Raw genomic sequence first — 24,872 nt, 5'->3', positions numbered from 1 at the left:
GTCTCCGTCTCTCTGGTGGCGATGGGCACGCCGGGTCTGCGCCGGCATGGCCCTGTGATGGCCGCGCGCCGCTCCCTTCGCCGCCATCGACGACGGGGAACGGCACGCGGCCGGATGCGATGCGGTTCGCGGGCGCGTCAGGCTTGCGCCGCCGATGGCAGCAGCAGGCCGCGCGCGCGGATCAGCCGCAGCGGCGTGGCGAGTTCGGGCAGCAGCCAGTCGCGGCCATAGGCGGCCGTCGCGCGCTTGCGCGCCAGCCAGGCGCGGTCGGCACCGGGGCGTTCGGCGGCGGCCAGCGCAATGCGCGCGCTGCGCGCCCAGGCCCAGCCGAGCAGCACCAGACCGAAGGCGTCGAGCACCTCGCCGGCAACCGCCTGCGCATGGGTTGGATCGGTGCGCGCCGCATCGGCAAGCGCGCCGATGGCCGAGCGGAAATCGCCGATGGCAGCGGCGAGCGCGCCCGCAAAGGCTTGCAGCTCTTCCGGCGCGGACGCGGGCGCGACCGCCTCGCCGGCCAGTTCGTCGAGCAGCTCGCCGAGCCGCCGCCCCTCGTCGCCGAGGATCTTGCGTTGCACGAGGTCGAGCGCCTGGATCTCGTTCGTGCCCTCGTAGATGAGCGCGATGCGGCTGTCGCGCAGCGTCTGCTCGATGCCGTATTCGTGGATGTAGCCGTAGCCGCCCCAGACCTGCAGGGCCTCGCTCGCGCCGGCAAAACCGTTGCGCGTGAGCATGGCCTTGACGACCGGCGTCAGCAGATCGGCGCGGTCCTGCGCGCGCCGGCGCGCCGCCGGATCGGCGTCGTGCCCGGCCAGATCGAGCCAGTGCGCGGTCGCATAGGCCAGCACGCGCTGGCCCTCGACCAGCGCCTGCAAGCGGTTGAGCACGCGGCGCATCGACGGATGCAGCGCGATCGGATCGCCGGCCGGGCTGTCGCTGCCGGGCGCCCTCGATTGCAGCCGCTCGTGCGCGTAGCAGCGTGCGTTCTGCGCCGCCATCTCCAGATGCCCGAGGCCCTGCAATCCGACCAGCAGTCGCGCCGCATTCATCATCAGGAACATCGCGTTCAGGCCACGGCCCGGCTCGCCGATCAGCCAGCCGGTCGCGCCCTCGAAGCTCATGACGCAGGTGGCGCTGCCCTTGATGCCCATCTTCTTTTCGATGCCGTCGCAGCGCAGCGCGTTGCGGCTGCCGTCGTCGAGCAGCTTGGGCACGAGCGCGAGCGACAGTCCCCGGCTGCCGGCCGGCGCGTCGGGCAGCCGGCACAGCACGAGGTGAACGATGTTGTCGGTCAGGTCGTGCTCGCCGCCGCTGATGAAAATCTTGCCGCCAGTGATGCGCAGGCTGCCGTCGGGCTGCGGCACCGCGCGCGTGCGCACCTGGCCCAGATCGCTGCCGGCCTGCGGCTCGGTCAGGCACATGGTCGCGAGCGTCTCGCCGCTGACGATGCCGGGCAGCCAGCGTTCGCGCAGCGCGGCGCTGCCGTGCGCCTTGAGGCATTCATAGGCGCCGTGCAGCAGGCCCGGATACATGGTCCAGGCGTGGTTGGCGGCGGTCAGCATTTCGTAGACGGCGGCGTTGACGAGTTGCGGCAGTCCCTGGCCGCCCAGCTCCGCGTCGCAGGCGAGCGCGGGCCAGCCGGCGTCGACGAAGCCGCGCCATGCCTCTGCATACCCGGCCGGCGTCGTCACCGCGCCGTCGCGCCAGCGGCAGCCTTCGAGATCGGCCGGGCCGTTGATCGGCGCCAGCACCTCGGCGGCGAAACGGCCGGCCTCGCCGATGACCTGGGCGGCGGTGTCGGCGTCGAGCTCGGCGCAGGCCGGCAGCCGCGCCCAGTCGGCCGGCGCGGCCAGCACCTCGTCGATGACGAAGCGGATGTCGCGCAGCGGGGGTTCATAGCGCCACATGACGGGCTCCGGATTCGGTGGGGATGGCAGCCGGCGCGACCGAGCCCTGGCCGCCGGCGGCGCCGAGATAGGTCTCGATCACGCGCGGGTCGTCGGCGAGCTGCGCGGCCGGGCCCTGGAGCGCGAAGGCGCCGGTCTCCAGCACATGGGCGTGATCGGCGACGGCGAGCGCGGCGCGCGCGTTCTGCTCGACCAGCAGGATCGTCACGCCGGTCGCGCGCAGCGCCTCGACGATGGAAAAGATCTCGCGCGTGATCCGCGGCGCGAGGCCCAGGCTCGGCTCGTCGAGCATCAGCAGGCGCGGCCGGCCCATCAGCGCGCGGCCGATCGCGAGCATCTGGCGCTCGCCGCCCGACAGCGTGCCGGCGGCCTGCGCGCGGCGTTCCTTCAGGCGCGGAAAGCGCTCGTAGACCTCGTCGAGCGCGCCGCGCCAGCCGTGGTTGCGCAGCCGCATCTGGCGCCAGCCGCCGAGCAGCAGGTTGTCCTCGACCGGCATCGTGCCGAACAGCTCGCGGCGCTCGGGCACCAGCGCCATGCCGAGCATCACGCGCTCTTCGAGCGTGGCGCGCGTCAGGTCGCTGCCGTCGAAGACGATGCGGCCCTGCGCCGGAATCGCGCCGATCAGCGCGTTCAGCGTGGTCGACTTGCCGGCGCCGTTCGGCCCGATGATGGTCACGACCGACCCGGCGCGCGCGCTGAAGCTCAGGCCCGCCAGCACCTCGGCCTTGCCGTAACCGGCGCGCAGTTCCTCCACCCTCAGCAGCGCCGGCGCGGGCTTCGGCACGCTTGCTTCGACACTGCCGCGCCTATTCACTGGATTCATCCCGCCCCCTTCAATGCTCGGTGCCGAGATAGGCGGCGCGCACCGCCGGGCTGGCGCGCACCTCGGCCGGCGTGCCCTCGATGAGCCGGGTGCCGAACTCCATCACCACGATGCGATCGGTCAGGCCCATCACGAAATCCATGTCGTGCTCGACCAGCAGCAGGCTCATGCCCTCGCCGCGCAGTTGCGCCAGCACGCGGCCGAGCGCCTGCTTCTCCTGATGGCGCAGGCCGGCCGCCGGCTCGTCGAGCAGCAGCAGCGCCGGGTCGGTCATCAGCGCGCGGGCGATCTCCATCAGCCGCTGCTGGCCGAGCGCGAGATTGCCGGCCGGCTCGCCGGCCAGCGCCGCCATGCCGATGCGGTCGAGCTGGCGCCCGGCCTCGGCCAGCAGGCTGCGTTCCTCGGCGCGGTCGAGCCGCAGCATCGCGCGCACGATGCCGCCGCCGCTGCGCAGATGGCCGCCGAGCGCGACGTTCTCCAGCACCGTCATGCCCGGAATCATCTTGACGTGCTGGAAGCTGCGCGACACGCCGAGCGCCGCGATGGCGCGCGAGCTGAGGCCGTCGATGCGCCGACCCGCGAGCCGCACCTCGCCGCCGCTCGCGAACAGCACGCCGGTCAGCAGGTTGAAGGTGGTGGACTTGCCCGCGCCGTTGGGGCCGATGAGCCCGACGATCTCGCCGCGCCCGACGCTGAAGCTCACATCGTTGACCGCGACCAGCCCGCCGAACTGCTTGCGGATGGCCTTCACGTCGAGCAGCGGTCCGCTGCCGGCGGCGGCCGGCGCCGCATGGCGCGCGAGCGGCGCAGCCCCGTCCCGGTCGCGCGGGCGAGTCGCGGCGGGCAGGCGCGCCGCGAGCATCGGCCACAGCCCCTGCGGCGCGAACCGCAGCATCGCGATGATGACCGCGCCGAACACCACGATCTCGGCGCTGCCGCCGGTGCCGAGCAGGCTTGGCAGCCACACCTGCAAGCGGTCCTCCAGCAGCCTGACCGCCGCCGCGCCGACGAAGGCGCCGCCGACCTCGCCCACGCCGCCGAGCACCGCCATGAACAGGTACTCGATGCCCATGTGCATGCCGAACGGCGACGGATTGACCGTGCGCTGGAAGTGCGCGAACAGCCAGCCCGACAGCGCCGCGAACACCGCCGCGAGCACGAAGATCGCGACCTTGTAGCGGAAGGTCGGCACGCCCATCGCCTCGGCCATGGTGGTGGCGCCCTTGAGCGCGCGGATCGCGCGGCCGGGCCGCGAATCGAGCAGGTTGACCACGCCCCAGGCCGCCAGCAGCGCCAGCGTCCAGATCGGGTAGTAGAGGCTGCGGTTGTCGCGCAGCTCGACGCCGAACAGGCTGAGCGGCGGAATGCCGAGCAGGCCGTCGTACTTGCCGAGCGCCTCGACATTGCCCATCAGGTAATAGGCCACCAGGCCCCAGGCGATCGTCGCGAGCGGCAGGTAATGGCCCGACATGCGCAGCGTGAGCCAGCCGAGCAGCAGCGCCGCCGCGACCGCGACCGCCACGCTTGCGAACAGCGTGAGCCAGGGCGACACGCCATAGCGCGTGGTCAGCAGCGCGCTCGTGTAGGCGCCGACGCCGACGAACGCCGCCTGCCCGAACGAGGTCAGGCCGCCGACGCCGGTGAGCAGCACGAGGCCCAGCACCGCAAGCGCGGTCAGGCCGATGGCGTCGAGCTGGGTGATCCAGAAATCGGGCAGCGGCAGTTGCGGCAGCAGCGCGAGCAGCACGACCGCGCCGACCGCGAGCGCGCGGCGCGAGGGAGCGAAGGCCATCTCAGTGCTCCTCGTGCCCGGGGTCGCGCAGCGAGCGCCACAGCAGCACCGGCAGGATCGCGGTGAAGACGATGACTTCCTTGTAGGCGCTGGCCTGGAAGGCGCCGAACGACTCCACCAGCCCGAGCAGCACCGCGCCGAGCGCGGCCAGCGGATAGCTCGCCAGCCCGCCGAACACCGCCGCGACGAAGCCCTTGAGCCCGATGAGGAAGCCGGTGTCGTAGAACACCGTCGTCGTCGGCCCGATGAGCAGGCCGGACAGCGCGCCGATGAAGGCGGCCATCATGAAACTCACGCGCCCGGCGGTCTCGGTCGAGATGCCGACGAGCCGCGCGCCGAGCCGGTTGACGGCGGTCGCGCGCAGCGCCTTGCCGACCAGCGTGCGGTCGAAGAAGACCGCCAGCAGCGCGATCAGCGCGGCTGATGCGAGCAGCATGATCAGCGTCTGACCCGACAGCGTCAGCGCGCCGAGCGACCAGCGCTCGTCCCAGAAGCTCGGATTGCGATAGCCCTCGGCGCCGAAGAACAGCAGCGCCAGCCCGGTCAGCATGAAATGCACGCCGACCGAGACGATGAGCAGCGCCAGCACGCTTGCATCGGCCAGCGCGCGGAAGGCGATGCGCCAGACCAGGCTGCCGAGCGGCGTGACCAGGCCGAGCGTGAGCGCCGCCTGCGCGAGCAGCGGCCAGTGGCGCGGCGCGGCCCAGATCGACAGCGCCGAGATCAGCAGCGGCCACAGCGCCAGCGTGCGCAGATGGCGCGCCAGCGCGGCAAGCCGCTGGCCCGCGCGCCACAGCCCGATGCAATCGGTGACGGCGGCAAACGCGGTCAGCGCCAGCAGCAGCCACACCGTGCCCGGCGTGTGGCCGGTCTGGAACATGCCGAGCGTGAGCGCGCCGTAGGCGACGAACTCGCCCTGCGGCAGGAAGATCACGCGCGTGACGGCGAACACCAGCACGGTCGCGATGGCCAGCAGCGCATAGACCGCGCCGCTGGTCACGCCGTCGAACGCGAGGATGCCGGCGATGGAGGCGTCCATTCAGACCCCGACCTTGCCCGCGCGGCCGTCGAGAAAGGCGCGCACGCGCTCCTTTGCGTCTGGCTCGGCCTGGGTGATCGACGACATCAGCGCCTCGACGAACAGGCCCTCGGCCTGCGGCAGCTCGGCGATGCGCGGCAACGCATGCATGACGGCAAAGTTCGACATCGGCGCATTGCTCGCGATGCGCGCCGCCAGCTCGCTGGCGCGCGCGAGGCCCTCGCCGGCCGGCACCACGTACTGCGACAGCCCGATGCGCTCGCCGAGCTCGGCGTCGATCACGCGGCCGGTCAGCATCATGTCGGTCATGCGCGCCGTGCCGATCAGGCGCGGCAGCCGCGCCGAGCCGCCGCCGCCCACGAAGATGCCGCGCTGGCCCTCGGGCAGGCCGTAATAGGTCGTCGCCTCGGCCACGCGGATGTGGCAGGCGCTGGCCAGTTCCAGCCCGCCGCCCACGACCGCGCCGTGCAGCACCGCGATGACCGGCACGCGGCCGGACTGGATCGCGTCGAAGGCGGCATGCCAGGCGCGCGAATGCGCGATGCCCTCGGCGACGCTGCGCTCGCCCATCTCCGACAGGTCGAGCCCGGCGCAGAAATGCTTGCCGGCGCCGCTCAGCACGACCACGCGCACGCTGGCCGGCAGGTTGAGGAAGCAGGTGTGGATCTGCGCGATGAAGGCGTCGCTGATCGCGTTGCGCTTGTCGGGGCGTTGCAGGCGCACCTGGGCAATGGGGCCGCTCGCGTCGATGCTGAGCATGTCGAGCGAGTCGAGGATCGACGCGGCTTGCGGGTTGCGGTCGTCCATGGCTCAGGCCTCGACCGCGGCGCCGGGCGCGAACTCGGGCAGCACGGCGGCGTCGCGGCGCGGCAGGCCCATGATCTCGCGCGCCTCGGCGGGCGTGGCCGGCTCGAAGCCCAGCTCGCGCACCAGCCGCACGACGCGCTCGGTGAGCTGGACGTTGGTCGCGAGTTCGCCCTGGCGGTAGTACAGGTTGTCCTCCAGCCCCACGCGCACATGGCCGCCGAGCAGCAGCGCATTCATCGCCGCCGGCAGCTGCGCCGGGCCGATGCCGCTGACGCAGAAGATCGATTGCTTGGGCAGGCAGTCGACCATCATCTGGAGCACGCGCGGGCTGTAGGGCATGGCGTTCTGGAAGCCGCGATGCACGTTGAGCACGAGGTTGATGAAGTAGGGCGGCTCATCGAAGCCGGCCTCGATCAGCGCGGTCACGTCCTGAAGGATGTGGGTCGGGCTGAACACCTCCCACTCGGGCTTGATGCCGCGCTGCTTCATGCCGAGCGCCAGTTCGCGGCAGCGCGACGGCGGCGTGTTCATCAGCAGCTCGCGGCCCTCGAAGCTGGCGTTGATGGTGGTCGCGTCGAGCGTGCACATCTCGGCGCCGGCCTCCATGCCCTTGATGCGCTCCTCCCAGAGGATTTCCCAGTAGCCGTTGTCGGCCTTGCGCACCATGTCGCCGTTGACGCCGCCGCCGGTCGAGTTGTTGATGACGATGTCGCAGCGCTCGCGGATGCGGCGGTTGATGTCGCGGTAGATGGCCGGATTGCAGGTGGCCTCGCCATCGGGCCGGCGCGCGTGGATCGCGACGACGCTGGCGCCGGCGTTGTGGCAGTCGACAACGTCGCGCGCGATCTCGTCGGGCTGGGTCGGGAGATGCGGGTTCTGCTGCTTGCTCGCCATGCCGCCGGTCGGTGCGATGGTGACGATGACCTTGTTGCTGCTCATGAAGACTCCTGGGCGACGCGGATGGATCGGGGTGTTGCGGGGCGCCGGATCAGTCCGGCCGGTTGGGTTCGCCGAGGCGCGTCCTGGCGCGCAGCAGCTCGATCAGCAGCGCGTCGCGCGCCGCCTCGATGCGCTCGCGCGGCTGCTGCTGCGCCTCGGCCACGCCGGCGACGACGGCGGCTTTCAGCGCCGGCGTCATGCGCGGATCGCCGAGGTCGAGCCACCACTGCTCGATCGGCCCGCCGAGGTGATCGAGCAGGTGGGCCATGCCGCCCGCGCCGCCCGACAGGTGCAGGTTCATGAACGGCCCGAGCAGCGCCCAGCGCAGGCCGGGGCCTTGCGCGATCGCGGTATCGATGTCGGCGACGCTCGCCACGCCCTGCTCGGCCAGATGGAATGCCTCGCGCCACAGCGCCGCCTGAAGCCGGTTGGCGACATGGCCCTTCACCTCCTTGCGAATGCGGATCGGCCGCTTGCCGATGCCGGCGTAGAAGGCCATCGCGCGCTCGACGCAGGCCTCGGACGTGCGCTCGCCGCCAATCACTTCCACCAGCGGAATCAGGTGCGGCGGGTTGAACGGATGGCCGAGCACGACACGCTCGGGATGCCGGCAGGCCGATTGCACGCGGCTCACGAGCAGGCCCGACGAGCTCGACGCGAGGATGGCCTCGGGCGGCGCGAGCGCATCCATGCGCGCGAAGAAGTCGATCTTGAAATCCTCGCGCTCGGGGCCGTTCTCCTGCACGAAATCGGCGTCGGCGAGCGCGGCGCCGAGGTCGGCGTCGAAGCGCAGCCGCTCGGGCGACGCGCCGGGCGCGAGGCCCAGTTGCGTCAGCACCGGCCAGTGCCGCGCGACGGCGGCGCGCAGCTTCGCCTCGGCATCGGGCGCGGGATCGGTCGCGGTCACGTCGAGGCCGGCGGCCAGAAAGCACGCGGCCCAGCTCGCGCCGATGACGCCGGTGCCGACGACCGCCACGCGGCGGATCGCAGGCGCGCTCATGCCGCCACCCCGAGCGGAATCACCGCCGCGTCGGTGTCCGCATCGTCGTCGTAGAGCCGCTCGACGAGCGCCGCGCGCAACTCCAGCGCGCGGCGCTGGTTGATGTAGCCCTTGTCGGTGATCTCGCCGGCGTCGATGGACATGGGCACCTCCAGCAGCAGCGCGCGCGTCGCATGCGAGGCGCTGCCGCCCCCCGCCGCGCGCATCTTCGCGAGCCCGTCGCCGACCACCGCGCGCAGCGCCGGATGCGCGAGCAGCTCGGCCACCGGCGCGTCGGCCGGCAGGTCGTGCGCGAGGCGCCGGCATTCGGCCAGGTTGGGCACGATCAGCAGCCCGATCTCGTCGCGTTCGTGGCCGGCCACGATCACGTCCTGCGCGATCGGCTTGAGCGCGTCGATGGCCGCGAGCCGCAGGTTGCCGACGCGCACCCAGGTGCCGCTCGACAGCTTGAAATCCTCGGCCAGCCGGCCCTCGAACAGCAGGCCGCGCTCGGGCCGCGCCGGGTCGGCGAAGCGCACCGTGTCGCCGATGCGGTAGTAGCCCTCGTCGTCGAAGGCCTCGGCCGTCAGCCCGGGGTTGCGCAGATAGCCGCCCATCACGTTCGGGCCGCGCACGCGGATCTCGTACTTGTCGGCCACCGGCACCAGTCGCAGCGAGGTGCCCGGCACCGGCACGCCGATGACGCCGGCGCGGTGCGCGACGAAATGCGCGTCGGCCGACAGCGGCGCGGTCTCGGTCGAGCCCCAGCCCGACACGATCGGCACCGTGCAGCCGACGCTCGCATGCGCGAGCGCATCGAGCGCGCTCCACAGGTGCTGGGGCAGCGCCGCCGCCGCGTAGAAGATGACCTGCAGGCGCGCGAAGAAGGCGTCGCGCAGCGCGTCGTCGCGTTGCAGCGCCGCGACCAGCATGTCGAAGCCGCGCGGCACGTTGAAATAGACCGTCGGCTTCACGTCGCGCAGGTTGGCCAGCGTCTGGTCGAAGGCCTGCGGCGTCGGCCGGCCGGCGTCGAGGTAGAGCGCGCCGCCGTTGCACAGCACGAGGTTGAAGTTGTGGTTGCCGCCGAAGGTGTGGCTCCACGGCAGCCAGTCGACCACGACCGGCGGCGTGGTTTCCAGAAAGCGCCACAGCCGCGCGCGCGCCGCCTGGTTGCTGCACAGCATGCGCTGGGTGTTGACCACGGCCTTCGGCGTGGCGGTCGAGCCCGAGGTGAACAGCAGCTTGGCGACGCTGTCGGGGCCGACCTGCGCAAACGCCTCGTCGACCCCGGCGCCGGCCGCGAAGGCCAGCAGCTGCGCGCACGGAAACGCGCCGCGCGGCCCCTCGCCGTCGCCGGTCACGACATGCGCATCGTGAAGATCGGCCACCGCGTTCAGCGCCGCCGCATAGCGCGCGCCGTCGGCGGCATAGATGACGCCGGGCGCGAGCAGCGCGATCTGCTGGCGCAGCTTGGCGTGGTCGCGCGACATCAGCGAATAGGCCGCCGAGATCGACGACACCGGCACGCCGACATGCATCGCGCCGAGCATCAGCAGCGCATGCTCGACGCTGTTGTCGGACAGCACGACCAGCGGCCGCGTCGCCGAGGCGCCGTGCGCGAGCAGCCAGCCGGCGACGCTGCGCACGCAGCGCAGGCTCTCGGCATAGCTCAGCTCGACCCAGCCGCCATCGGCGCCGCGCTCGGCGAGGAAGACCGCGTCGGGCGTGACCCGCGCCCAGTGCTCCAGCCGCGCGCCCAGGCTGCTGCTCGGTGCGGGCAGCTCGATGCCCGATTCGAGCACCAGCTCGCCGCCGGCGCGACGGTTCACGATCACGCTCGGCTCGGCGAACAGCACGGCCGGATCGCGCTCCACAACCACATGACGGATCGGCGCGCGCATCAGAAGCTCCCGGTCAGCAGACGGAAGCCGCCGTTCTCGACCCGCACCAGCACGCGGGCGCGCTCGTCGAGCCCGAAGTGGTCGGTCGGGCTCATGCTGAAGACGCCGTTCGTGGCCTCGACATTGCGCAGCCCTTCGAGCGCATCGCGCAGCGCCTGGCGGAACTCGGGCGTGCCGGGCTTCGCGGTCTTGAGCGCCTCGGGCACGGCGCGCTGCACCAGCACGAAGGCATCGTTGAGATAGGCCGCGAACTGGTTGAAGCTGCCCGCGCCGTACTTGTCGTCATAGCGCTTTGCCAGCTCCACGCCCGGCGCGCGCAGCGGATGGCCGGGCGGCAATTGCGCCGCGACCACCACCGGCCCGACCGGCAGGATCGCGCCCTCGACCGCCTTGCCGCCCACGCGCAGAAAGTCGGCATTCGCGGCCGCGTGGGTCTGGTACAGCCGGCCCTTGTAGCCGCGCTCGACGAGTGCGGTGTGCGGCAGCGCGGCCGGCGCGCCCGAGCCGACGATGAGGATGGCGTCGGGCGCGGCCGCCGCGAGCTTGAGCACCTGCCCGGTCACGGCGGTGTCGTTGCGCGCATACCGCTCGACCGTGCCGAGCGTGATGCCGCTGCCTTCGAGCGTCTTGCGGATGTCGCGCAGCCAGCCTTCGCCGTAGGCATCGGCAAAGCCGATGAAGCCGAGCGTCTTCACGCCGTTCTGCTTCATGTGCGCGACCAGCGCGCCGGCCATCAGCGCATTGCTCTGCGGCGAGCGGAACACCCAGGGCGCCGACGCCGCCGGCACCTCGACCGGGCACATCGCCACCTGCGCCACCTTGGCCTCGGCGGCCACCTCGGCGATGGCCGCGCAGCCCGGCACGTTCGACGAGCCGATCAGCACATCGACCTTGTTCTCGGTGACGAGCCGGCGCGCGTTGCGGTTGGCCGCGCTCGGGTCGGTCGCATCGTCGAACAGCACGATCTCGACCTTCTCGCCGCCGATGCTCGCGGGCAGCAGCGCCGCCATGTTGCGCTGGGGAATGCCCAGCGCCGCGGCCGGGCCGGTGGCCGATACCGAGATCCCGATGCGGATCTCGGCCTGCGCCGTGACACAGGCCAGCGCGGCAGTCATTGCCAGCGCCGCGCGCCTCAAACTCATCGCCATGTCTCTCTCCAATCTCTTTGCTGTGGGCCGGTCTGCTGCCGGTGCGAGAGAATGCTAAAAGATACTTTGACGATTGACGGCTATCACATCTGATATGACTTCGTACAAGCCCGCATTGCCGGCCGCCGGCGCCGAGCCCTCCGACCGAAAGCCAACCGACTGCAACGATGACGCGCCGCTGCTCGAACGGCTCGCGCAGCGCCTGCGCCATCTGCGCGCCGAGCGCGGCATGACGCGGCGCCAGCTCGCCGAGCAGTCGGGCGTGTCGCTGCCGCACATCGCGCGCATCGAGGGCGGCGAAGGCAATGTCTCGGTGCTGCTGCTCGACAAGCTCGCGCAGGCGCTGAGCTGCCCGGTCTCGCAGCTCGTGGCCGAGGGCCGCGCCGACGACGATCTGGCGCTCATCCACGAGTTCCTGCGCCATCAGCCGGCGGAACGGCTTCCCGGCATCCGGCGCTGGCTGGTCGAGGAATACGCGAGCCAGCCGATGGACGGCGAGCGACGCATCGCGCTCGTGGGGCTGCGCGGCGCGGGCAAGTCCACCGTCGGCGCGCTGCTGGCCGAGCGGCTGGAGATTCCCTTCCTGGAGATGAACCGCGAGGTCGAGCGCGAGGCCGGCCTGAAGGTCGAGGAGATCTTCACGCTCTACGGCCAGACCGGCTTCCGGCAGTTCGAGCGGCGCTGCCTCGACCGCGTGCTGAGCACGCATCGCTCGATGGTGCTGGCGACGGCCGGCGGCATCGTGGCCGAGCGCCCGACCTACGAGCTGCTGCTGCGCCACTTCAAGACCGTGTGGCTCAAGGCCGAGGCCGGGCATCACTTCGCGCGGGTGCTGGCGCAGAACGACGCGCGCATCGCCAATCCCCGGCTGCGCCACGACGCGATGAGCAACATCACCCGCACGCTCGCCGCGCGCGAGGACCTGTATTCGATGGCCGACCACAGCGTGGACACGACGCGGCTCGATGCCTTGCAGGTGGTGCGGGCCGTCGCGGCGCTGCTCTAGACGCGCAGCGCGATCTTGCCGAACTGCCGGCCGCTGCGCAGCAGCGCGAGCGCCTCGAGCAGCTGGCCCGAGTCGAACACGCGGTCGACGACCGGCCGCATGCCGTGCGCGGCAATCGCCGCCGCCATCGCCTCGAAGTCGGCGCGGCTGCCGCCGGTGATGCCCTGCAGCCGCACATGGCGCGTGACGACAAGGCCGAGCGAGCCGGTCAGCTCGGCGCCGGCCAGCACGCCGATCAGGCTCACCGTGCCGCCGGTGCGCACCGCGCGCAGCGATTGCGCGAGCGTGCCGCTGCCGCCGACCTCGATGAGCTGATCGACGCCGCGCCCGCCCGACAGCTCGCGCACTCGCTTGCTCCAGTCCGGATCGCTCACGTAGTTGATGCCGGCGTCGGCGCCGAGCGCCCGCGCGCGTTCGAGTCTTTCGTCGGACGACGAGGTGACGATGACGCGCGCGCCGAGCATGTGCGCGAATTGCAGCGCGAACAGCGAGACGCCGCCGCAGCCCTGCACCAGCACCGTGTCGCCGGGCGCGAGCCGCCCCTCGGTGACGAGCGCATGCCAGGCGGTGACGGCGGCGGTCGGCAGCGTCGCGGCCTCGGCGTCGGTGAGGTGCGCGGGCACGGCGCAGGCCGCGTCCTCGTCCACGACCATCGCCTCGGCGAGCGTGCCGTCGAGCTCGGAACCGAGGCTGAGCGACAGCTTGGTGCTGTCGGGCGGGCCGTCGATCCAGCGCGGGAACAACGTCGGGCAGACGCGGTCGCCGACGGCAAAGCGCGTGACGCCCGGCCCGACCGCATCGACCACGCCGACGCCGTCGCAGAGCATGACGAGCGGCAGTTCCTTCATGCGTGCGCCGTAGCCGCGCAGCGGCACGACGAGGTCGCGGTAGTTGAGCGCGCAGACGCGCATCGCAAGGCGGATCTGGCGCGGGCCCGGCTGCGGGTCGGGCCGCAGCGCCGGCTTCACGTTGTCCATCGACCATTGGCCTTCGACCTGCCAGACGCGCATCGCGGTTCTCCCGGTTTACGGCCTGGGGCCGAGGTCGAAGAAGCTCGTGGCTTCGAGGTCGAGCACTTCGCGGCCCTCGTCGGCGAGCAGGCGCCAGCGCCAGACCACGATGCCGAGCGTGGGCTTGCTGGCCGAGACGCGCGCCTCGATCACGTCGGCGCGGAAGGTGAGCTGGTCGCCCGCGCGCACTGGCGACGGCCAGCGCAGCCACGCAAGGCCGGGCGAGCCGAAGGACTCGGAATCGGACAGCACGGCTTCGGTCGCAAGCCGCATCGCGAGGCCGCAGGTCTGCCAGCCGCTCGCGATCAGCCCGCCCCAGCGGCCGGCGCGCGCGCGCTCGGCATCGACGTGGAACCACTGCGGGTCGTAGGCGCGCGCGAAGGCGATCATCTCGTCCTCGGTGAGCGAGACCGGGCCGTGCTCGATGACCTGGCCGGCGTGAAGGTCGGAAAAGTTCATGCGTGTCCCTTGAAGTCGGGCGCGCGCCGTTCGGCGAGCGCGGCAAGGCCCTCGCGCACGTCGCGGCCCGCGAAGCCGAGGATTTCGAGCGCGAGCGAATGCTCGAAGGCCGGCAGCGCGGCGCGCAGCCAGTGGTTGAGCGTGCGCTTGGTCCAGGCCATCGCGGTCGGGCTCGATGCGGCGAGCCGTGCCGCGAGGTCGCGCGTGACGGCGTCGAGCTGATCCGCCTCGACGCAGCGGCTGACGAGACCGATGCGCTCGGCCTCCTCGCCGGTGATGGTGTCGCAGAGCAGCAGCGCCTGCTTGGCGCGCGCCATGCCGGTCAGCAGCGGCCAGATTGCGACCGCGTGATCGCCGGCTGCGAGGCCGAGCCTGGTGTGGCCGTCGATCAATTTCGCGCCGCGCACCGCGACCGACACGTCGGCCAGCAGCGCGACCGCCAAGCCCGCGCCGACCGCCGCGCCGTTGATCGCCGAGACGATGGGCTTGTCGCAATCGATCATGCCGACGACGAGCTCGCGCGCCTCGCGCATCACGCGCAGCCGGTCGGCCTCGTGCTCGACCAGCGCCGCGACGAGTTCGGGCGTGCCGCCGGCGCAGAAGCCCTTGCCCTCGCTGCGCACGAGGATGGCGCGCACCTCGGGATCGGCGTCGAGCAGGCGCCAGATGCGGGCCAGTTCGCCGTGGCCGCGCGCGTCGGTGACCGGCATGGCGCCGGGGCGGCCGAGCACGACGTGGGCGATGCCGTCGGCGATCTCGACGCGGAAATCCTCGGTGTCGAGCGGGAGCAGGCGCGGGCTCATGCGCAGGCCTCCTGGGCGACGCTGGCGCGCGACCAGACGCGCTCGCGCAGCCAGGGGCTGGCGCGGTAGCGCTCCGGGCCGGCCGTGGCGGCGAGCGCATCGAGCAGCCCGACCACGCGGCGCGCGCCGAGCCGCGCCAGCCATTCGAACGGCCCGGCCGGGTAGTTGGTGCCGAGCTTCATCGCGATGTCGGCGTCGGCCTCGGCGCAGACGCCCTGCTGCACGGCGTCGGCGGCTTCGTTGACCAGCATCGCGACGGTGCGCGCGACGACGAGGCCCGGCGCATCGCCGATCTCGACCGGCGCATGGCCGAGACTCGCGAGCAGCGCGCCGGCGAGCTGGCGCTGGCGGTCGTCGCAGCCGGGCGCGCAGGCGAAGGCGAGCGCGCCGGACGCGGCCAGCGGCTCGTCGAACACGGCGGTCGCCGGATGACGGTCGGCGGCGGCGCGCTGGCTCGCGGGCCGGCCGTCGGTGAGCCAGAGATTCAGGCCGTCGGCGGCGATGCCGGTGTCGGCCCCGGCGCGGCGCTCGACCACGCAGCCGGCCGCAGTCAGCGCCGCCGCGATGCGCCCGGCGAGTTCGCCGTCGCCGTGGACGACGGCCGCGCGGGGCAAGGCGCCGGCGGGCGACGCGGCGGCTGTCGCGTCACGTTCCGCCCCACCCTCGCCGTAGCGATAGAAGCCCTGCCCGCTCTTGCGCCCGAAGCGCCCGCCCTCGACCAGCTCCCGCTGCACGATCGACGGCTGGAAGCGCCGGTCGTAATGGAAGGCCTCGAACACCGATGACGTGACCGCAAAGTTCACGTCATGGCCGATCAGGTCCATCAGCTCGCACGGCCCCATGCGGAAACCCGCCGCGCGCAGCGCCGCGTCGATGACCTCGGGCGTCGCGCGCGACTCCTGGAGCAGCAGCAGCGCCTCGGCATAGAACGGCCGCGCGATGCGATTGACGATGAAGCCCGGCGTCGAGCGCGCGCGCACCGGCGTCTTGCCCCAGCGCGCCGCGAGCGCCAGCAGCCGCTCAGCCACGGTCGCGTCGGTCGCAAGGCCCGAGACGATCTCGACCAGCTTCATCAGCGGCACCGGGTTGAAGAAGTGCATGCCTACCAGTCGCTCCGGATGCGCGAGCCCGCGCCCGATTGCCGTCACGGAAATGGACGACGTATTGGTCGCGAGGATCGCGTCGGGCGCGACGATGGCTTCGAGCGCGAGGAAGAGATCGTTCTTGACCTTGAGGTTCTCGACGATGGCCTCGACGACGAGGCCGCAATCGGCCAGGTCGCCGAGCCCGCTCGCCGCGACCAGCCGGCCGCGCGCCGCCTGCGCCGCTTCGGGCGTCATGCGGCCCTTGCCGACCAGCGTGTCGAAGGTCTGGCCGAGGCGGCGGATCGCCTCGCCGGCCGCGCCCTCGCGCGCATCGTGCAGCCGCACGACATGGCCGGCGACCGCCGCAATCTGCGCGATGCCCGCGCCCATCGTGCCGGCGCCGATCACGCCAACAATCATCGTGGCGTCGGCGTTCATGCGCGGCTCCAGCTGGCGCGGCGCTTGTCGAGGAAGGCGGCAAAGCCTTCGCGCGCCTCGTCGGTCGAGCGCACGCGCGCGATCGTCGCGGCAGTCAGCTCGCGCACCTCGGCCGTGATCGGCCCGACCTCCAGCTGCGCGAACAGCCGCTTGATCTCGCCCTGCGCGCCCGGCCCGTTGCCGAGCAGTTCGGCAAGCACCGCATCGACCGCCGCGTCGAGCGCATCGGCCGCCACCACGCGATGCGCAAGCCCCAGCGCCAGCGCCTCGCGCGCATCGATTGGCGTCGCCGTCAGCGCGAGCCGCCGCGCCTGCCGCACGCCGACCGCATTCACCACATAAGGCCCGATCACCGCCGGCAGAATCCCGAACTTCGCCTCGCTGACCGCGAAGCGCGCGTGCTCGGCCACGACGACGATGTCGCAGGCCGCCATCAGCCCCACGCCGCCGCCGAAGGCCGAGCCCTGCACGCGGGCGACGGTCGGCTTCGGGCACTCGGCCACGGCTCGCATCATCTCGGCGAAGCGGCGCGCGTCGGCGCGGTTGGTCGCCTCGTCGTTCGCGCTCTGGCGCTTCATCCATTGCAGGTCGGCGCCGGCGCTATAGGCCTTGCCGCGCGCGCCGAGCACCACCACGCGCACATCGTCGCGCCGGCCCAGCTCGTCGAAGCTCGCGGCCAGCTCGGCAATCATCGTTTCGTCGAAGGCGTTGAAAACCTCGGCCCGGTTCATGTCGAGCCGGGCCACGCCGCGTTCATCGACGGCGAGTGCGACTGTCTCCATCGCGGTCATCCTCAGTAGGTTTCGAGATGGATGCGGCCCTCGGCCTGCATCGCCTGCGCGGTCGCGCCCCAGTCCAGGCCGTGGGCGGCGCAGATGTCGCGCAGCGCGTCGAGCACGCCGGCTTCCATGCCGCGCAGGCCGCAGACGTAGAGGCAGGTGTCGGCGCTCTTGAGCAGCGCGGCCACGTCGGCCGAGCGCTCGCGCAGGCGATCCTGCACATAGCGGCGCGGCTCGCCGGGCGCGCGCGACAGCGCGAGATTCACGTCGATGAAGTCCTTCGGCAGCTTCATCAGCGGGCCGAAGTAGGGCAGCTCGGCCTGGGTGCGCGCGCCGAAGAACAGCATCAGCCGGCCGGTGTTGCGCGCGCCCTCGCGGCGCCGGTGCTCGGTCATCGCGCGCATCGGCGCCGAGCCGGTGCCGGTGCAGATCATCAGCAGGTTCGAGCCCGGGTGATTCGGCATCAGGAAGCTGTTGCCGAACGGGCCGATCACCTGCACCGCGTCGCCCTTCTTCAGGTCGCACAGATAGTTCGAGGCCACGCCGCGCACCGGCTTGCCCGCGTGATCGGTGGTCACGCGCTTCACGGTCAGCGACAGGTTGTTGTAGCCCGGCCGCTCGCCGTCGCGCGGGCTGGCGATGCTGTACTGGCGCGCGTAATGGGCGCGGCCTTTTTCATCGGTGCCGGGCGGGATCACGCCGATCGACTGGCCTTCGAGCACCGGGAAGAAGCCGGTGCCGAAGTCGAGCACGATGTGATGCACGTCGCTGTCGCAGTCCTCGCCAGTGACGCGGTAGTTGCCGGCCACCGTCGCCACGGCCGGCTGCTGCTGGCCGTACAGATTCACATAGGGATGCGCGGCCGACCACGGTGCGCGGCGCGAGCTTTTCGGCTCGTCCTGCAGCTGTTCGAGCACGACCGGTTGTTCCGCCACCAGCACCTCGCCGGCCGCGTCGAGCGGCGGCTGGTCGGGCGGCAGTTCGTCCCAGGAATACTGGTCGGCGAGGCTGAAGGCGTCGACCTTCAGCATCAGCCGCCAGTTGTCGATGGCGCCCGTCGGGCAGGGCGAGATGCACGCGCCACACGCGTTGCAGACGTCGGCCTTGACGACGTAGTTGCGGCTGTCGTGCTCGATCGCATCGACCGGGCAAATGTCTTCGCAGGTGTTGCAGCGAATGCAGATTTCGGGATCGATGAGGTGCTGCTTGAGCACGTCGGGCAAGGGTGCGTTCATGTCGGGGTCCTGCGGTGACGGGCAAGGTTGCGATCAGGCGAAGCGCACGTACTCGAAGTTGACGGGCTGCTTGTTGATGCCCATGACCGGCGGCGCGATCCAGTTGGCGAACTTGCCCGGCTCGACGCAGCGGCCCATCAGCGAGGCCACATAGGCGCGGTCCTCGACGCTCGGCAGCCAGTCGTCGACGTTGGCGTTCCATTCGGCTTCGCTGACCACGCGGCCGTCCGGCGCGACGCGCACGTTCGACAGCGCGCCGATGCGGCGATTGAAGGCCTTGTGCGGCGTGGTCAGGCGGAACGGGATGCCGGCCTTCTCGATGACGCGGTTCCAGCGCTGCACGCCCGATTCGCTGTCCTTGATGTAGTCGTCGCGCAGCACTTCGTTGAGCGCGTTGAGCATCGGCACATCCTTCTCGGTCAGCTTGCCGTCCAGGGCTTGCAGCACCTTGTACGAGGCACCTTGCAGACGGTGGTCGTCGCCGCGCCTGGTTTCCTCGTAGCGGCCCTTGAGGCCCGAGTTGTAGAAGATCGCGGCATTGCTCGACTCGTCGGCGCCGAACAGGTCGATCGTCACGCTGAAGTGGAAGTTGAGGTAGCGCTGGATTGTCGGCAGGTCGATGACGCCGGCGGCGCGCAGCTTGGCCACGTCGTCGGTCTTGAGCTGGTTCATCACGTCGACGGTGCGCTGGATCACGCGCGACACACCCGACTCGCCGACGAACATGTGGTGCGCTTCCTCGGTCAGCATGAACTTGCTGGTGCGGGCCAGCGGATCGAAGCCCGACTCGGCCAGCGCGCAGAGCTGGAACTTGCCGTCGCGGTCGGTGAAGTACGTAAACATGAAGAAGCTGAGCCAGTCCGGCGTCTTCTCGTTGAACGCGCCGAGGATGCGCGGATGGTCCTGGTCGCCCGAGCGGCGCTCGAGCAGCGCATCGGCTTCCTCGCGACCGTCGCGGCCGAAGTAGCGGTGCAGCAGATAGACCATCGCCCACAGGTGGCGGCCCTCTTCCACATTCACCTGAAACAGGTTGCGCAGGTCGTAGAGCGAGGGCGCGGTCAGGCCCAGATGGCGCTGCTGCTCGACCGAGGCCGGCTCGGTATCGCCTTGCGTGACGATGATGCGGCGCAGGTTGGCGCGGTGCTCGCCCGGCACTTCCTGCCAGGCGGCTTCGCCGAGGTGCTCGCCGAAGTTGACCTTGCGGCCCTCCTCCTTCGGATTCAGGAAGATGCCCCAGCGGTAGTCGGGCATCTTGACGTGGCCGAACTGGGCCCAGCCCTGCGGATCGACACTGACGGCGGTGCGCAGATAGACGTCGAAATTCTTCGAGCCGTCCGGGCCCATGTCGCCCCACCAGTTGAGGAAGCCGGGCTGCCAGTGTTCGAGCGCGCGTTGCAGCGTGCGGTCGCTGGACAGATCGACGTTGTTGGGGATGCGTTCGCTGTAATCGATGACGGCGGACATGGCGGTCTCCTGTGCTGTGATGGGGTCAGACGCGGTTGAGGTCGAACTGGGCTTTCTCGCCCTTGCCGTAGAGCTTCAGCGCGCCCTTTTCGCCCGAGGCGTTGGGCCGCACGAAGATCCAGTTCTGCCAGGCGGTGAGGCGGCCGAAGATCCGCGTCTCCATCGTCTCGGGGCCGTTGAAGCGCAGGTTGGCTTCGAGGCCGGTGAGCGAATCGGGCGACAGCGCGGCACGCTCCTCGAGCGCGATGCGCACCTCGTCGGCCCAGTCGAGTTCGTCGGGCGTGGCGGTGACGAGGCCGAGGCGGTTGGCGGTGTCGGCATCGACCGGCTCGCCGATGACGGCGCGCGCCGCGTCGAGCGGACCGGTTTCCTCGTAGAAGCGGCGGGCGATGCGCGCCTGGCCCGTGACCATCGGATAGCGGCCGAAGTTGGTCGCGTCGAGCGTCAGGAAGGCGGCGTTCGAGATGTCGCCGGCGGCGAGCATGTAGCTGCGGTCGGCGGCGAGCGCGAGTTCGAGCAGCGTGCCGGCGAAGCACGAACCCGGCTCGACCAGCGCGAAGATCGAGCGCGACGACACGTCGATGCGCGCCAGCGTGCGGCGCAGCATCCCGAGCGTCTCGCGCACGAACCAGTGGCTCTCGTGCCTGAGCAGGGTCGCGTCGGCGGCGAGCACGGCGGCGGCATCGCCTTCGGTCTTGAAGATCCAGGTGCCGATGTCGAGCTCGTTGGTGCGCATCGACAGGATGGCGTCGTCGAGTTCGCGCGCGAATTGCAGCGGCCACCAGTGCGCGCCGGCGGCGACGACGGCGTCGATCTCGGTCGGCTGCGGCGCGCTCGGGGCCTTCACGGTGAAGGTCGCGTGGCGCTTGCTGCGGTCGATCTGCACATCGACGAATTCATAGTGCAGGCCCTTCTCGTCGATGCCGCGATCGAGCGGCACGAGCTTGACGCCCTGGGCGTCGGCCGGGCGGTCGCTCTGTTCGGCGAGCGCGAGGGCGCGCGTTTTCACCGCATCGGCAAAGACCGCCGACTTGGCGATCTCGTCGACCAGCCGCCAGTCGACGGCGCGCTGGCCGCGCACGCCTTCGGTCGTGGTGCAGAAGATGTCGGCGTGGTCGTGGCGGACACGGCGCTTGTCGGTGACGCGGGTCAGGCCGCCGGTGCCGGGCAGCACGCCGAGCAGCGGCACTTCGGGCAGCGACACGGCCGAGGACCGGTCGTCGACCAGCAGCAGGTGGTCGCAGGCGAGCGCCACTTCATAGCCGCCGCCGGCGCAGGCGCCGTTGATCGCGGCGAGGAACTTGAGGCCCGAATGCCGGCTGGAATCCTCGATGCCGTTGCGCGTCTCGTTGGTGAACTTGCAGAAGTTGACCTTCCAGGCGTGCGACGACAGACCCAGCATGAAGATGTTGGCGCCCGAACAGAAGATGCGTTCCTTGGCGCTGGTCAGCACCACGGTGCGGATTTCGGGGTGTTCGAAACGGATGCGCTGAAGCGCGTCGTGCAGCTCGATGTCGACGCCGAGATCGTAGGAATTGAGCTTGAGCTTGTAGCCGGGGCGCAGGCCGCCGTCCTCGGCCGTGTCCATCGCGAGCGTGGCGATGGAGCCGTCGTAGCTGACCTTCCAGTGCTTGTAGTGGCTCGGGTCGATCTGGTAATCGACGCGGGAATCGTGGCTCATGCGCGCTCCTTGTTGAGATGGCCGGAAGGCCGATCCGTAAGTCGAGGCGCTACATGCAAAATAGTGCAGTGCGCCGTTCGTTAGGCGCAATATGCTGCACTGTTGTGCATGTCGTCAAGCAGGATAGTGCAGTTGCGGGTGAGGGATGTCCCTCGAATCGAGGGCGGGTCCGCGGTTGGCCGGACAGCGTTGCCCGTTGCAGCGCGACGCGTGGTTGCGCGGGCTTGTCGGTCAGAATCGGTGCGTCGGAATGGCGCGCGGCGGCCGCGTCCCATTCCCGGATCGGACTTGCCGGACGCCTGGGGTCGCGCGGTTCAGCGCAGCGCCGAAACCGTCCCCGGCAAAGCCGCGCCGACCGCCGCCTTCAGGCCGTCGAAGGTCTGCGCGACGGTCTTCCCGCTCGTGTCGAAGGTGAGATCGGCCTTGGCGTAGAAGGCCTCGCGCCCGGCGAGGATCAGCTTCAGATCCTCCATCGCCTGCGCGTTGTTCGACATCGGCCGCATGTCGCCCTGGGCGAGCACGCGGTTCATGTGCTCCTCGGGCTGGGCGCGCAGCCACAGCGTGAAGCAGTGCGCGAGCAGCACGTTGAACGTGGCGGCCTCCGACACCATGCCGCCCGGCGTCGCGATGACGGCTTCGGGATAGATCTCGATGGCCTCTTCGAGCGCGCGGCGCTCGTAGCGGCGGTAGGCGTTGGCGCCGTAGAGCGCGTGGATTTCGCTCGGCGTGCAGCCGGCGATGCGCTCGATCTCGCGGCTCAGCTCGATGAAGGGCCAGTTCAGCGCCTCGGCGAGCATTCGGCCGAGCGTGGACTTGCCCGCGCCGCGCAGGCCGACGAGCGCGATGCGGTGATTGCGCCGCGCCTCGGGCGAGGGCTCGCCGAACAGGCCGCTGAGCGCCGCATGCGCGCGGCTCAGGTCGGCGGCGTCGCGGCCGTGCAGCAGGTCGCGGATCAGCAGCCATTCGGCGCTCGACGTGGTCTCGTCGCCGAGCAGTTCGGCAATCGGGCATTCGAGCGCCTGTGCCACCTGGCGCAGCACCAGCACCGACACGTTGCCGAGGCCGGTTTCCAGGTTGGCGAGATGGCGCTCCGACACGTCGGCGGTCTCGGCCAGCACGCGGCGCGGCATGCCCTTGCGCGCGCGCAGCACCTTCACCCGCTCGCCGAGCGCGACGAGGAAGGGATCGCGTTCGGCGCGGCCGTTGCCCTCGGGCTCGGTGGCGCCGGCCAGCGGCGCGGTGGCGCCATTCGTATCGGGGCGGGAGGAATTCAGCACGGGAGCGGGGCGCGGGAGCAAGGGTGAATCCTGATCGGTTTATGCACTATAGTGCTTGACGCATCTCAAACCAAGGCCCTAAATTGCAGCGAACGACAGGCAGTATCTTGCATAAACCAAGGGGCTGCCAGCGTCGAATCCACTCGCGCAAGGCACTCAAATGGCAGTCGAAGAGTTTCGCACACTGATTCAGGGCATCACTTCCACCCTTTCCGGCGCGCCGCTCGATGCGGCGCTGGCGGCCCGGCTCAATGCCGAGCTGGGTCCGGCCAGCCCCGGCTACCGCGCCGTGCTCGATGCCTGCCGGCAAGGCATCGCCGAAGGCTGGATGTGCGACCGCGAAGGCGGCGGCCTCAGGTACGGCCGCGTCCTCAGGGCCGACGACGCGACCCACCGCTTCTCGGTCGACGTGGTCGACATGACCGATCTGGCCGGCCCGCTGCACACGCATCCCAATGGCGAGATCGATCTCGTCATGCCGCTCGACGGCGATGCGCGCTTCGACGGCCACGGCGCCGGCTGGGTCGTCTACGGCCCGGGCAGCCAGCACCGCCCGACCGTCTCGGGCGGACGCGCGCTGGTGCTCTATCTGCTGCCGGAAGGCGCCATCGAATTCCACCGGAGCTGAGCCGTCATGAGCGAACTGCTTTCCAATCACGTCGGCGGCCGCTGGGTCGCGGGCGAAGGCGCCGGCACGGCGCTGTTCGATCCGGTGACGGGCGACGAACTGGTGCGCGTGTCGAACGCCGGGCTCGACCTGCCGGCGGCGTTCGCGTTTGCGCGCGAGACCGGCGGCGCCGCGTTGCGCGCAATGACCTACGGCGAGCGCGCGGCCATGCTCGGCGCCGTCGTCAAGGTCTTGCAGGCGCACCGCGCCGAGTACGAAGCCATCGCGACCGCCAACTCCGGCGGCACCCGGGGCGACAACGCGGTCGACATCGACGGCGCGATCTTCACGCTCGGCTGGTACGCGAAGACGGGCGCGGCGCTCGGCCCGGCGCGCGCGCTGCTCGACGGGCCGGCGGTGAAGCTCGGCAAGGAAGACGGCTTCCGCTCGCAGCATGTGCTGCTGCCGCTGCGCGGCGTGGCGCTGTTCATCAACGCGTTCAACTTCCCGGCCTGGGGTCTGTGGGAAAAGGCCGCGCCCGCGCTGCTGTCGGGCGTGCCGGTCATCGTCAAGCCCGCGACCGCAACCGCCTGGCTCACGCAGAAGATGGTCGCCGACGTGATCGCGGCCGGCGTGCTGCCCGCGGGCGCGCTGTCCATCGTCTGCGGCGGCTCGGCCGGGTTGCTCGATGCGCTCGCCGGCGAGGACGTGGTGTCGTTCACCGGCTCGGCCGCGACCGGCGCGACCATCCGCCAGCACCCCGCGTTCCGCGAGCAGTCGGTGCGGCTCAACGTCGAGGCCGACAGCCTGAACTCGGCGCTGCTCATGCCCGACGCCGCGCCCGACAGCGAAGCCTTCGGCCTGTTCGTGCGCGAGGTCGTGCGCGAGATGACGGTGAAGGCGGGCCAGAAATGCACCGCGATCCGCCGCGTGTTCGTGCCGGCGGAGCACTACGACGCGGCGGCGCAGGCCATCGGCGCGAAGCTCGCCGCGATCAAGGTCGGCAATCCGCGCAACGAAGCCACGCGCATGGGCTCGCTCGTGAGCCGCGAGCAGGCGGCGACGGTGCGCAACGGCATCGCCGCGCTGCGCGAGGTGGCCGAGCTGCTGCACGACGGCGCCACGCACGAACTCGTCGATGCCGATCCGGCCATCGCCGCCTGCGTCGGCCCGACGCTGCTCGGCGCGCGCGATCCGCAGGCCGCAAGCCTCGTCCACGATCTGGAAGTGTTCGGCCCGGTCGCGACGCTGCTGCCCTATCGCAGCCTCGCCGACGCGCATGCGCTGATCCGGCGCGGCGGCGGCTCGCTGGTCGCGTCGCTCTACGGCGCCGACGCGGCCACGCTCGGCGCGAGCTGCCTCGAACTGGCCGACGCGCACGGTCGTCTGCATGTCGTGTCGCCCGAGGCCGGATCGCTCCACACTGGCCACGGCAACGTGATGCCGCAATCGCTGCACGGCGGCCCGGGCCGCGCGGGCGGCGGCGAGGAACTGGGCGGCCTGCGCGGGCTCGGCTTCTATCACCGACGCTGCGCAATCCAGGCCGCCACCGGCGTGCTCGACGCGATCGCGCCGCTCGCCACCTCCGCCTGACGCCGCAGCGCTCGCCCGCCGCACTCCGGCGCCGGACGAGCGCATCGCAAATCCCATGCAGCACCCCGAGAGCGGCGCCAGACCGGTCCGGACCGCAAGCCAA

General features: G+C 71.1%; 21 protein-coding genes. 3 read left to right on the top strand and 18 right to left on the bottom strand.

The annotated features are described in order from the left end of the window. Window positions 1-137: 137 nt before the first annotated feature. The 9 genes from B9P64_RS22260 to B9P64_RS22220 are packed head-to-tail and all read right to left on the bottom strand — an operon-like array spanning window position 138 to window position 11,299. Window positions 138-1,904 (bottom strand): acyl-CoA dehydrogenase family protein, encoded by a 1,767-nt coding sequence (locus B9P64_RS22260; RefSeq protein WP_085318259.1) that lies wholly within the window; start codon window positions 1,902-1,904, stop codon window positions 138-140. Then, a complete protein-coding gene (locus tag B9P64_RS22255; RefSeq protein ID WP_085318258.1) occupies window positions 1,891-2,727 on the bottom strand; it encodes an ABC transporter ATP-binding protein in 837 nt (278 codons plus the stop codon). Before B9P64_RS22255 ends, B9P64_RS22260 begins: the two co-directional genes overlap by 14 nt. A gap of 10 nt (window positions 2,728-2,737) precedes the next feature. After that, window positions 2,738-4,519, bottom strand: a complete 1,782-nt coding sequence (locus tag B9P64_RS22250) for a branched-chain amino acid ABC transporter ATP-binding protein/permease (protein WP_085318257.1) — start codon at window positions 4,517-4,519, stop codon at window positions 2,738-2,740. A gap of 1 nt (window position 4,520) precedes the next feature. After that, entirely contained in the window at window positions 4,521-5,558 is a 1,038-nt protein-coding gene (locus tag B9P64_RS22245; protein ID WP_085318256.1) for a branched-chain amino acid ABC transporter permease, read from the bottom strand. Then, window positions 5,559-6,317 (bottom strand): crotonase/enoyl-CoA hydratase family protein, encoded by a 759-nt coding sequence (locus B9P64_RS22240; protein ID WP_407919701.1) that lies wholly within the window; start codon window positions 6,315-6,317, stop codon window positions 5,559-5,561. Window positions 6,318-6,368: 51 nt separating this feature from the next. Continuing rightward, window positions 6,369-7,304 carry a BKACE family enzyme gene (locus B9P64_RS22235; RefSeq protein ID WP_085318254.1) on the bottom strand — a complete coding sequence of 312 codons (936 nt, stop codon included), beginning with the start codon at window positions 7,302-7,304 and terminating at the stop codon, window positions 6,369-6,371. Between the two features lie 49 nt (window positions 7,305-7,353). Then, window positions 7,354-8,304: a 3-hydroxyacyl-CoA dehydrogenase NAD-binding domain-containing protein gene (locus tag B9P64_RS22230; RefSeq protein WP_085318253.1), complete on the bottom strand. Its 951-nt coding sequence runs from the start codon at window positions 8,302-8,304 to the stop codon at window positions 7,354-7,356. Then, window positions 8,301-10,184, bottom strand: coding sequence for a feruloyl-CoA synthase (locus B9P64_RS22225; RefSeq protein ID WP_085318252.1), 1,884 nt, complete (start codon window positions 10,182-10,184; stop codon window positions 8,301-8,303). Before B9P64_RS22225 ends, B9P64_RS22230 begins: the two co-directional genes overlap by 4 nt. After that, the gene (locus tag B9P64_RS22220; protein WP_235840089.1) at window positions 10,184-11,299 is read right to left on the bottom strand and encodes an ABC transporter substrate-binding protein; all 1,116 of its coding nucleotides are present in this window, start codon (window positions 11,297-11,299) and stop codon (window positions 10,184-10,186) included. The genes B9P64_RS22225 and B9P64_RS22220 overlap by 1 nt, the downstream gene beginning before the upstream one ends. 127 nt (window positions 11,300-11,426) lie before the next feature. Here B9P64_RS22220 and B9P64_RS22215 point away from each other — a divergent pair, with 127 nt between their 5' ends. Next, window positions 11,427-12,338, top strand: coding sequence for a helix-turn-helix transcriptional regulator (locus B9P64_RS22215; RefSeq protein ID WP_085317041.1), 912 nt, complete (start codon window positions 11,427-11,429; stop codon window positions 12,336-12,338). Here B9P64_RS22215 and B9P64_RS22210 read toward each other — a convergent pair. From B9P64_RS22210 to B9P64_RS22170, 9 genes are all read right to left on the bottom strand, one after another. After that, entirely contained in the window at window positions 12,335-13,348 is a 1,014-nt protein-coding gene (locus B9P64_RS22210; protein WP_085317040.1) for a zinc-dependent alcohol dehydrogenase family protein, read from the bottom strand. The two genes, B9P64_RS22215 and B9P64_RS22210, sit on opposite strands and share 4 nt — an antisense overlap. 15 nt (window positions 13,349-13,363) lie before the next feature. Next, window positions 13,364-13,807, bottom strand: a complete 444-nt coding sequence (locus B9P64_RS22205) for a MaoC family dehydratase (RefSeq protein ID WP_085317039.1) — start codon at window positions 13,805-13,807, stop codon at window positions 13,364-13,366. Continuing rightward, a complete protein-coding gene (locus B9P64_RS22200) occupies window positions 13,804-14,610 on the bottom strand; it encodes an enoyl-CoA hydratase/isomerase family protein (protein ID WP_085317038.1) in 807 nt (268 codons plus the stop codon). The genes B9P64_RS22205 and B9P64_RS22200 overlap by 4 nt, the downstream gene beginning before the upstream one ends. Beyond that, entirely contained in the window at window positions 14,607-16,133 is a 1,527-nt protein-coding gene (locus B9P64_RS22195; RefSeq protein ID WP_085317037.1) for a 3-hydroxyacyl-CoA dehydrogenase, read from the bottom strand. The genes B9P64_RS22200 and B9P64_RS22195 overlap by 4 nt, the downstream gene beginning before the upstream one ends. Further along, window positions 16,130-16,924: an enoyl-CoA hydratase-related protein gene (locus B9P64_RS22190; RefSeq protein WP_085317036.1), complete on the bottom strand. Its 795-nt coding sequence runs from the start codon at window positions 16,922-16,924 to the stop codon at window positions 16,130-16,132. The genes B9P64_RS22195 and B9P64_RS22190 overlap by 4 nt, the downstream gene beginning before the upstream one ends. A gap of 2 nt (window positions 16,925-16,926) precedes the next feature. Continuing rightward, window positions 16,927-18,147 carry a benzoyl-CoA 2,3-epoxidase subunit BoxA gene (gene boxA, locus B9P64_RS22185; RefSeq protein ID WP_085317035.1) on the bottom strand — a complete coding sequence of 407 codons (1,221 nt, stop codon included), beginning with the start codon at window positions 18,145-18,147 and terminating at the stop codon, window positions 16,927-16,929. A gap of 33 nt (window positions 18,148-18,180) precedes the next feature. After that, window positions 18,181-19,611, bottom strand: coding sequence for a benzoyl-CoA 2,3-epoxidase subunit BoxB (gene boxB, locus B9P64_RS22180; protein ID WP_085317034.1), 1,431 nt, complete (start codon window positions 19,609-19,611; stop codon window positions 18,181-18,183). Between the two features lie 25 nt (window positions 19,612-19,636). Further along, on the bottom strand, window positions 19,637-21,292 hold the full coding sequence (boxC, locus tag B9P64_RS22175) for a 2,3-epoxybenzoyl-CoA dihydrolase (RefSeq protein WP_085317033.1): 1,656 nt from the start codon (window positions 21,290-21,292) through the stop codon (window positions 19,637-19,639). Between the two features lie 314 nt (window positions 21,293-21,606). After that, window positions 21,607-22,566 (bottom strand): helix-turn-helix transcriptional regulator, encoded by a 960-nt coding sequence (locus B9P64_RS22170; RefSeq protein ID WP_085317042.1) that lies wholly within the window; start codon window positions 22,564-22,566, stop codon window positions 21,607-21,609. Between the two features lie 163 nt (window positions 22,567-22,729). On the opposite strand from B9P64_RS22170, the gene B9P64_RS22165 reads away from it, so the two are divergent. Continuing rightward, the gene (locus B9P64_RS22165) at window positions 22,730-23,197 is read left to right on the top strand and encodes a 4-hydroxylaminobenzoate lyase (protein WP_085317032.1); all 468 of its coding nucleotides are present in this window, start codon (window positions 22,730-22,732) and stop codon (window positions 23,195-23,197) included. Between the two features lie 6 nt (window positions 23,198-23,203). Continuing rightward, a complete protein-coding gene (locus B9P64_RS22160) occupies window positions 23,204-24,769 on the top strand; it encodes a 3,4-dehydroadipyl-CoA semialdehyde dehydrogenase (RefSeq protein WP_085317031.1) in 1,566 nt (521 codons plus the stop codon). The last annotated feature ends 103 nt before the right edge of the window (window positions 24,770-24,872 follow it).

The organism is Derxia lacustris, from assembly GCF_002105195.1.
Taxonomy (GTDB): domain Bacteria; phylum Pseudomonadota; class Gammaproteobacteria; order Burkholderiales; family Burkholderiaceae_E; genus Derxia; species Derxia lacustris.
This window is presented reverse-complemented; position numbering and strand designations above follow the sequence as displayed.